The following is a 7,656-nucleotide window of genomic DNA, read 5'->3' on the forward strand; positions in this document are numbered from 1 at the left end:
TCCGCGCCGATCAAGCCTTCACGCCTCGAAAGCCAAACGTTATCATTCAGCCTGAATGGATTGAATGGATATGATGTTGAATGCTCGCTTTGTCATTGCTTAGAATTGAAAGCTGAGCGTTACCATTTAGAAACCGCACAGAATGTTCTGTGCGGTTTCCTCTATATAATAAGGAAGAAACACATCGTAGTTAAATAGATCAAAAGAATCTGCGGAAAACTGAAACTTTCCTCGACCCTACATCGTCTAATGGGTATGGAAGAAACATTCTCCATGGAAGAAATCTCGTACATTACCGTTTTTTCTTATTTCACAGCTTTGTTACAATGTTACGCAACTGTAATACGAAAAAGGGTCTGATACCCAGTGGGAGACATACACTGTGTATCGGGTGCTTGTAAGCAAGGATTCATTTGAATGAGATAAATGAGAAAAAAGCGCAAAAAAATCCCGAAGCCGAAGCCCCGGGATGGTTGCTATGTCGTTTTAGTTTAATACTCGGCGAGCGCCGATGTAGCGGGACCCCCAGTAGTATGGGTCATTTAGGTCAGAAATTGACACGCCATTTGAAGAAGCTGAATGAATGAATTGTCCATTTCCAATGTAAATTCCGCTGTGTGATACGCCGCGTCCGCTTGTGTTGAAGAAGACGAGATCACCAGACTGTAAATCTGCTTTTGAAACGGCTGTGCCTGAGGCGAACTGTCCGCCAGTCGTGCGTGGAAGATCTACATTATGTGCGCCGAGAACGGTTAGTACATACCCTGAGCAATCAAAACCTGATGCTGATGTTCCTCCGTATGCGTACGGTGTTCCTATGTAATTTTTTGCTGTTGAAACGATGTTGCTGCTTGCTGCGGCATCGGCTGCCGGCATAAATAATGTTGCTGCCATCGTGAATGCAGCAATCCCTGTTGCGATTTTCTTAAACATCGAGAACCCACCCTAGTAATTTTTTAGTTTCTTTCTGTTAAGATCCTCATTAATAGGAATCTTTTTCTATGTTTTTCTGTCTGAAGCAAGTCTATCACAGAATAAACCTTATTTTTTTTACAGTTTCGTAACAAAACGACAACAAGTGTCGACATCTGCCGGAGAAGTGTTATGATGTTTGTAGCAGGAAATCCTTGCCTCTATTTCGTAAATATGCTAGGGTTTGATGCAGTGCTACTGGAAATATTCAGCAGTGCTTCCTGAAAAATATCGTTACTTCCAATTTTTTATCCTATGAATCTCTGGAAAGTTTCGGTACACTAGGGATATAGAAGCGAACACGCCATACTATTGAAAAACATGAAATGAATGTTCTTCGAGTGTTGACATGGTTCGCGTAGAAAATTATACTAGTTTTGTAGTTTTCACCAATCTTGGGTTTTTCCGCGTCTTTTCGCGGTTAACTATATAAAAGCTACATATTAAGGGAGGAAATTATTGACATGGCGTATCAACCAAAGTCATATCGTAAATTTTTAGCCACTGCAACGACTGCCGCTGTTGCTGCTGGCGCCGTTGGTGCTGTTGCTCCGGCAACTGCTAACGCTCAAGACATCTCATTCACAGACGTACCTGCTGACGCATGGTATGCAGAAGCTGTTTACAGCCTTGCTGCTGAAGGCGCAATCGAAGGCGTAGGAAATGGCCTTTATGCTCCACAAGAATCAGTAACTCGTGCTCAAATCGCTACTCTTTATGCAAAATACCTTCAGTTGGACACTGAAAATGTTACGGCTCCTGGCTTCTCTGACATTGACGGTGACAGCTGGTACTACGGTGCAGTTGCTGCTGCTGCTGACGCTGGTCTTTTCGAAGGCTATCCAAACGGCACGTTCCAACCTAACGCACCAATCAACCGTGCTGAGCTTGCTGAAGTTATCACTCGCTCATTCGGCGTAGAAGCGACTTCTACAAACACACCTTTCACTGATCTTGAAGGCTACAACTGGGCTGAAGATTCCATCGCTGCTCTAGTAGAAGCTGGAATCGTTGAAGGTCGCACAGCTACAACGTATGTACCGGGTGCAGACGTAACTCGTGCAGAAGCTGCAGCATTCCTTTACAAGTCTATCCAAGCTGGATACGGCGAGCTAGTTGACCTTGCTGATGTAGAAACTGTTGAATCTACAAACAGCACAACAACGACTGTAACGCTTACAGAAGCTTTCGAAACTGACTTGGAAGCGAAAAACTTCGACGTTCAAGTTAATGGGGACGATGTTGAAGTAGAAGTATCCGAAGTATCAGAAGACGGCTTGACTGTAACACTAACTCATGACGATCTTACTGGTGAAGAAGGCACAATCACTGTTAACGGTGTAGATGCAGACTTCAATTATGCTGAAACAGTTATTTCTTCTGTTGAAGCACCAAACCTTGGTCAAGTTGTACTCACTTTCTCTAACAGCGACTTTGATATGGTTCAAGTTATCAACCCTGATAACTACTCATTCGAAGATGCTGATGGCGACGACCTTGAAGATCAAGACGACGAAGAAGTTGAAGTTGTTGACGTCGTTGTTGAAGACAACAAAGTATGGTTGACGCTTGGACAGTGGGAATCTGCTGACAGCGCACAAACGATTGTTAAAGGTATCGACAACCAAACTGAAGCGAAAGTTACAGTGAACGAAAACGTACTTGGCGATGAGCAAGTATTTGATGTTGAGTTCAGCGACAATGAAATTCCTGAAGTAACAGACGCTCAAGTTATTGGTGAAGATGCTGTTAAAGTTTGGTTCTCTGAGCCAATGGAAACGACTGAAGTGTCTGATTGGGACGAAGTATTCTCAATTGACGAAGATGGCGACGAAGCTAACCTTCGCGATGTGAAATTTGGTACGCGTAACGATGTTGCGGTTATCGAGCTTAGCGGAGCAAACTTTGGCGATGGCGATACTGTCAACGTTGATGTAGATAACGAAATCGAAGATCTTGCAGGATTCAACGTAACTCCTGAAAACTTCGAATTGACTGCTGAAGAAAACCTTGATGATATCGAAATCACTGGTTTCCGTAACGCATCTCAATCAGGCATCACGCTTGTCTTTAACAAAGACATCAAAACAGATAACCTTGATCCAGAAGATTTCTATCACACAAACAAAAATGACACAGCAACAGACGCTGAAGTTGTTAATGGCAACGAAATCAAATTAACGTTTGATGAAGGCAACGAGCTTCCAGAAGGATCTGCAACAGTATATGTAGCTTCTGGCACTCTTGAAGACTATTGGGGTGTAGATCAAGACAGCACGCTTGAGTTTGATGTTCAGGTTGGCGAAGACAACACTGCTCCTGAAATCGACAAAATTGAGTATGCTGACGGCAAAGTAACAATTGAGTTCACAAAAGATCTTGATGAAAACACTGCTGAAGATGAAGATAACTACAAAATCTTGGATTCTGATGGTGACGTAATCACTGAAGATATCGAAGATGCAGAGCTTGAGTCTGATGATAGCACTGTCGTTCTTACGCTTGAAGATGAGCTTCCTTCTGGTAACTACGATATTGAGATCACTGACGTTGAAGACACATTCGGCAATGTAATCGAAAAAATCACTGATGATTTCGATGTAGACGCTGATGGCGACTTCGAAACAGATCAAATTCTTGCAGATGCAGTAGCGTACGAAGCTGGCACAAGAGAATTTGAAGTCATTGTTGACTTTGGTCGCAAAATGACTGTCGGTGACGATCGTTATTCAATCGAAAATCTTGAAAACTATAACCTTGCATTAGATTATGGTTCTGATGAGCCAATCGAAGCAGGTACGTACACACTTGGTGCTCTTGCTGACGAAGACGAGTTCGACGTAACTGTTGAAGCTTCTGATGAAGGATATGCTGCTAAAATCACAATTGAAGCTGACGACCAAGCGGATTATGAAGCTTTAGTTGATGGTGGTTTAGAGCTTGGATTCGATAACTTCGAAGACGATTTCGGTAACCGTTCAAATGAAGAGGATTCAGTAACTGCAATTACTGTTGAAGACGATTCTGCAAAACTTGGTTCTTTCTCTGTCGACAGAGTTGTTAAAACAGATGAGGATGAAGTAGAAGTATTCTTCACTGAAGGAAGAGCAGTTGATTTTGTAGAAGAGAATGAGATTACAGTTGGCGGCATCGATGTTGACGATTCACGTATTCTTGCAGGTGGTACTAAAGTAGTACTTACACTTGACGACGATATTGCTGATGACGCACAATTTGTTGCTACTGCTAACGCCTTTGAAACTCCGTTCGGCCTAACTTCAGCAGCAGCTGATCTTGCTGCAACTGAAGGAACTGAAGCGGCTCTACCAGTATTCGATACAGCTAGATCAGACGAAGCTAACGCTTCAGTTGAGCAAGTTGAAGATGCAGTAAGCATTGACCTAGTATTTACTGGTGATGTAGATGTTAATGTAGCTGAGTTGAAATCAGAAGGTAAACTTGCAATTTTGGACAAAGACGATAATCCTGTAACAAATTATGTGGTAGTAGACGAAGTAGCAAATGATAACAAATTCAGCATCGAAATCACTCCTAGTTTCACTGGAGCAGTAAGTAACTTAGATGGAACTATTGAAGTAGATTTCTCTGGTAAATCTCAAAATCTCACTAATACTGAGAACGATGATAATGATCCAGACAACCAAGTTGGTGCATTCTCTTATGATCTAGATCTATCTGATGTTGCCTTCAACGATCCAGATGTAGCAGACTCTGCTGATGTAGATACAGTTGCCCTAACTGCTTCACCTACTGAGCTAACAGTAAACCTTGACAGTGCAGTAGAAAGAGCATCATTTGCTCCTGAAGATTACACTCTAAGAGTAAGTGGCAGAGAAGATGTTCAATTAACTGATTCAAATTTCGTTCTTGATCCTTCTGACAGTTCTATTGGTACGGTTACTGTAGATCCACGTTTGTTAGATGGTGAAACAGTAAATGTATTTAGAACAGAAACTCAAAATGGATTCCCAGGCGCTGGAGTTGAATATACAACTACACCAGTACTTGAAACTACTGCTTTAACTCCTGCTGCTAATGGAGCTACTGTGGTTGCTCCAATAACTAACGAAGATGCTTTCCCGGCTGAAGATACTTTCTCAGTAGATGTTAGTGGAACGCCTGAGTTTACCATTGCTGCAACAAGAAATAATAATCCATTAACAATTGCTCTTGAGAGTGCTTCACTTAACGCTGATGGCGATGTAGTGTTCGTTACAGACCAAACACTCGTTAATGGTGATGTAATTACACTTACTGATTCAGATAGCAACGCTGTAGATATAACAATCACTAACTAAGATTATTAATATTAAAAGAGCATCAAGTAGGCAATAATCTACTTGATGCTCTTTTATAGTTGACTAACAAAAAATAAAATAAACTACAGCTTTACCGGAAGAGAGGTAAGAAAAAAGTCTTGTGTGTTTGAAGGAAAAAAGTTTGCTATGACCTAAGCGTGCTAAATTTTGTATAATAGGGGATTGTTATCAGCTAGAACTCCAGTTTTTACATCCTGCGCTTTGCTCTCCATAATCCCATACTTGCCCCACCAAACCTCCTGCGCTATACTTAATTCATAAAATAGTAAAGCGCTTACAGAAAAGGAGGCCTCATTATATGTCTAGTAAACTATCTGCTCCACCGAATGCACCTACGGCTCCTAAAACCTTTGGGAAAAAAATGAAAACGGTTGGGCCTGGCTTTGTGACGGCGGCGACTGGCGTCGGCACGGGGGATTTGATTGCGGCGCTTGTGGCTGGTGCGGCGTTTGGTACGACGCTTGTTTGGGCGATTATTGTTGGTGCCGTTTTGAAATTTTTCCTCACTGAAGGGATTGGTCGCTTTCATTTGGCGACGGGCAAGACGATTTTGGAAGGTTGGCACTCGCTCGGGAAATGGGCGATGGGCTATTTTGGTGTGTATTCCGTCCTATGGGGCTTTAGCTATGGAGCGGCGGCGATGTCTGCCAGTGCGTTGTTGATGGCGGCCATGGTTCCTGCATTGCCTGTTTGGGTATGGGCGATTATCCATGGTTTGGCAGGGTTTTTGCTTGTCATGACAGGTCGCTACAAATTGTTTGAAAATATTATGATTGTCCTCATTGGTGTCATGTTTGTCACGGTCGTTGGCTCGGCGGTCATGCTGCTGCCAGACCTCGGCAATGTTGTCGCTGGTCTCGTCCCGACGTTTGGCGATAGCAACCTTTTGCTTGTGCTCGGTTTGCTTGGTGGTGTCGGTGGGACGATTACGATGGCGTCTTACGGCTACTGGATTCAGGAGAAACAATGGCATGGGAAAAGCTGGCTGTCCATGATGCGTTTTGACTCCGTGATTGCTTATGTCATTACAGCGATATTCACTGTCTCGCTATTGATCGTAGGAGCTGAGTTCCTCTTTGGCACTGGCGTTACGATCGAAGGGGAAGAAGGCCTCATCACGCTGTCGCTCATGTTTAGTGAAGAATTTGGGCCAGCTGCGAAATGGTTGTTCCTCATTGGGGCCTGGTCGGCTGCCTTTTCTTCCTTATTAGGTGTATGGAATGGTGTGCCTTACCTGTTTGCGGATTTCTGGCGTTTGTTCCGCAAACGCCCTTTGCCAGCAGGAGGGAAGATTTCCGAGAAGGACCCTGCGTATCGTGCGTACTTAATTTGGCTCACCTTCCCGCCAATGATTCTTTTGTTTTTCGGTAAACCCGTCCTCCTCGTGATCCTATATGGCGCACTCGGAGCGATTTTCATGCCGTTCCTTGCCTTTACGCTGTTATGGCTCTTAAACACGAATCGCGTCACAAACGACTTTCGCAGCGGCTGGGTCAGCAACACGGTCCTCGTCGCCTGTATTCTCGTCTTCGTCGTGCTCGGTGTTCAACAGCTTATTAATGTGTTTAGTTAAACAATATCACCCCAACCGATTTTATTATGGTGCTTACTACATCTCACCGCTTCAGTTGCATAGTATAGTAAAACGGTCAATTGCTGCCTATTGTTCCATATCGTATAGTCATGATATAATTAGCGTAGAATAAAGAAGTCACGAGTGCATGAACACTCGTGACTCAGCAACATAAGGTCCATTATGGATTGGCCAACGAGCGAAAGTAATCCGCCTGAGTCCTTAACTCTGTAGGCGGATTACTTTTTTCTTGTAGAAATCAAGAAAATAAGTGTCCCAAATGCTAACATCAAAGTCAAAGCTTTAAATGTAGTCATAAGGTACCATCCCCTTCATAAGGAGTGCCAATCCACCTAAGAGTCCGATAGTGTTGCTTATCTTCGAGTATTCTTGCATGCCATTTGTTTGAACCAAGCAAAGTGCATAATACATTCTCATAATGTAGTAATCATGTCACATGTCTTTCGACAAAGTAAATCATTTGAAGTAGATCACACGTTCGTGTATAATGTCTATAACACATAGTCAATTTCACTAATGTTGCATAAATAATTTCATAAAATTCTGTTCTTTATTCATCGCGGGTAAAGCAAAAAAAAGGAGAACCTGAACGAAAGGCGATCTGTCCATTTGGTAATTATATACATTTAGAAATAGGGAGGCGGCCGGTATTTTTTAAGGCACAGTGCGGCCTTCAACTCGCCAAACCCAGTGTTGAGCTGGTTTCCATAACGTGTGTTTTAGCCAGCGGCTGATTTGCAACACCTTACT

The 7,656-nt window shown here is 43.0% G+C and carries 4 protein-coding genes; 2 read left to right on the top strand and 2 right to left on the bottom strand.

Annotated features, from left to right (window positions below; all coding sequences use genetic code 11):
• Positions 1–486: 486 nt before the first annotated feature.
• Positions 487–933, bottom strand: a complete 447-nt coding sequence (locus EV213_RS17505; protein ID WP_133581857.1) for a C40 family peptidase — start codon at positions 931–933, stop codon at positions 487–489.
• A gap of 503 nt (positions 934–1,436) precedes the next feature.
• Here EV213_RS17505 and EV213_RS17510 point away from each other — a divergent pair.
• Entirely contained in the window at positions 1,437–5,291 is a 3,855-nt protein-coding gene (locus EV213_RS17510) for an S-layer homology domain-containing protein (protein WP_133581858.1), read from the top strand.
• Positions 5,292–5,610: 319 nt separating this feature from the next.
• Positions 5,611–6,885, top strand: a complete 1,275-nt coding sequence (locus tag EV213_RS17515; protein ID WP_133581859.1) for an Nramp family divalent metal transporter — start codon at positions 5,611–5,613, stop codon at positions 6,883–6,885.
• Positions 6,886–7,124: 239 nt separating this feature from the next.
• On the opposite strand, the gene EV213_RS21365 is transcribed toward EV213_RS17515, so the two are convergent.
• Positions 7,125–7,202: a putative holin-like toxin gene (locus EV213_RS21365; protein WP_424923074.1), complete on the bottom strand. Its 78-nt coding sequence runs from the start codon at positions 7,200–7,202 to the stop codon at positions 7,125–7,127.
• Positions 7,203–7,656 lie beyond the last annotated feature (454 nt).

The organism is Aureibacillus halotolerans (genome assembly GCF_004363045.1).
Classification (GTDB): domain Bacteria; phylum Bacillota; class Bacilli; order Bacillales; family DSM-28697; genus Aureibacillus; species Aureibacillus halotolerans.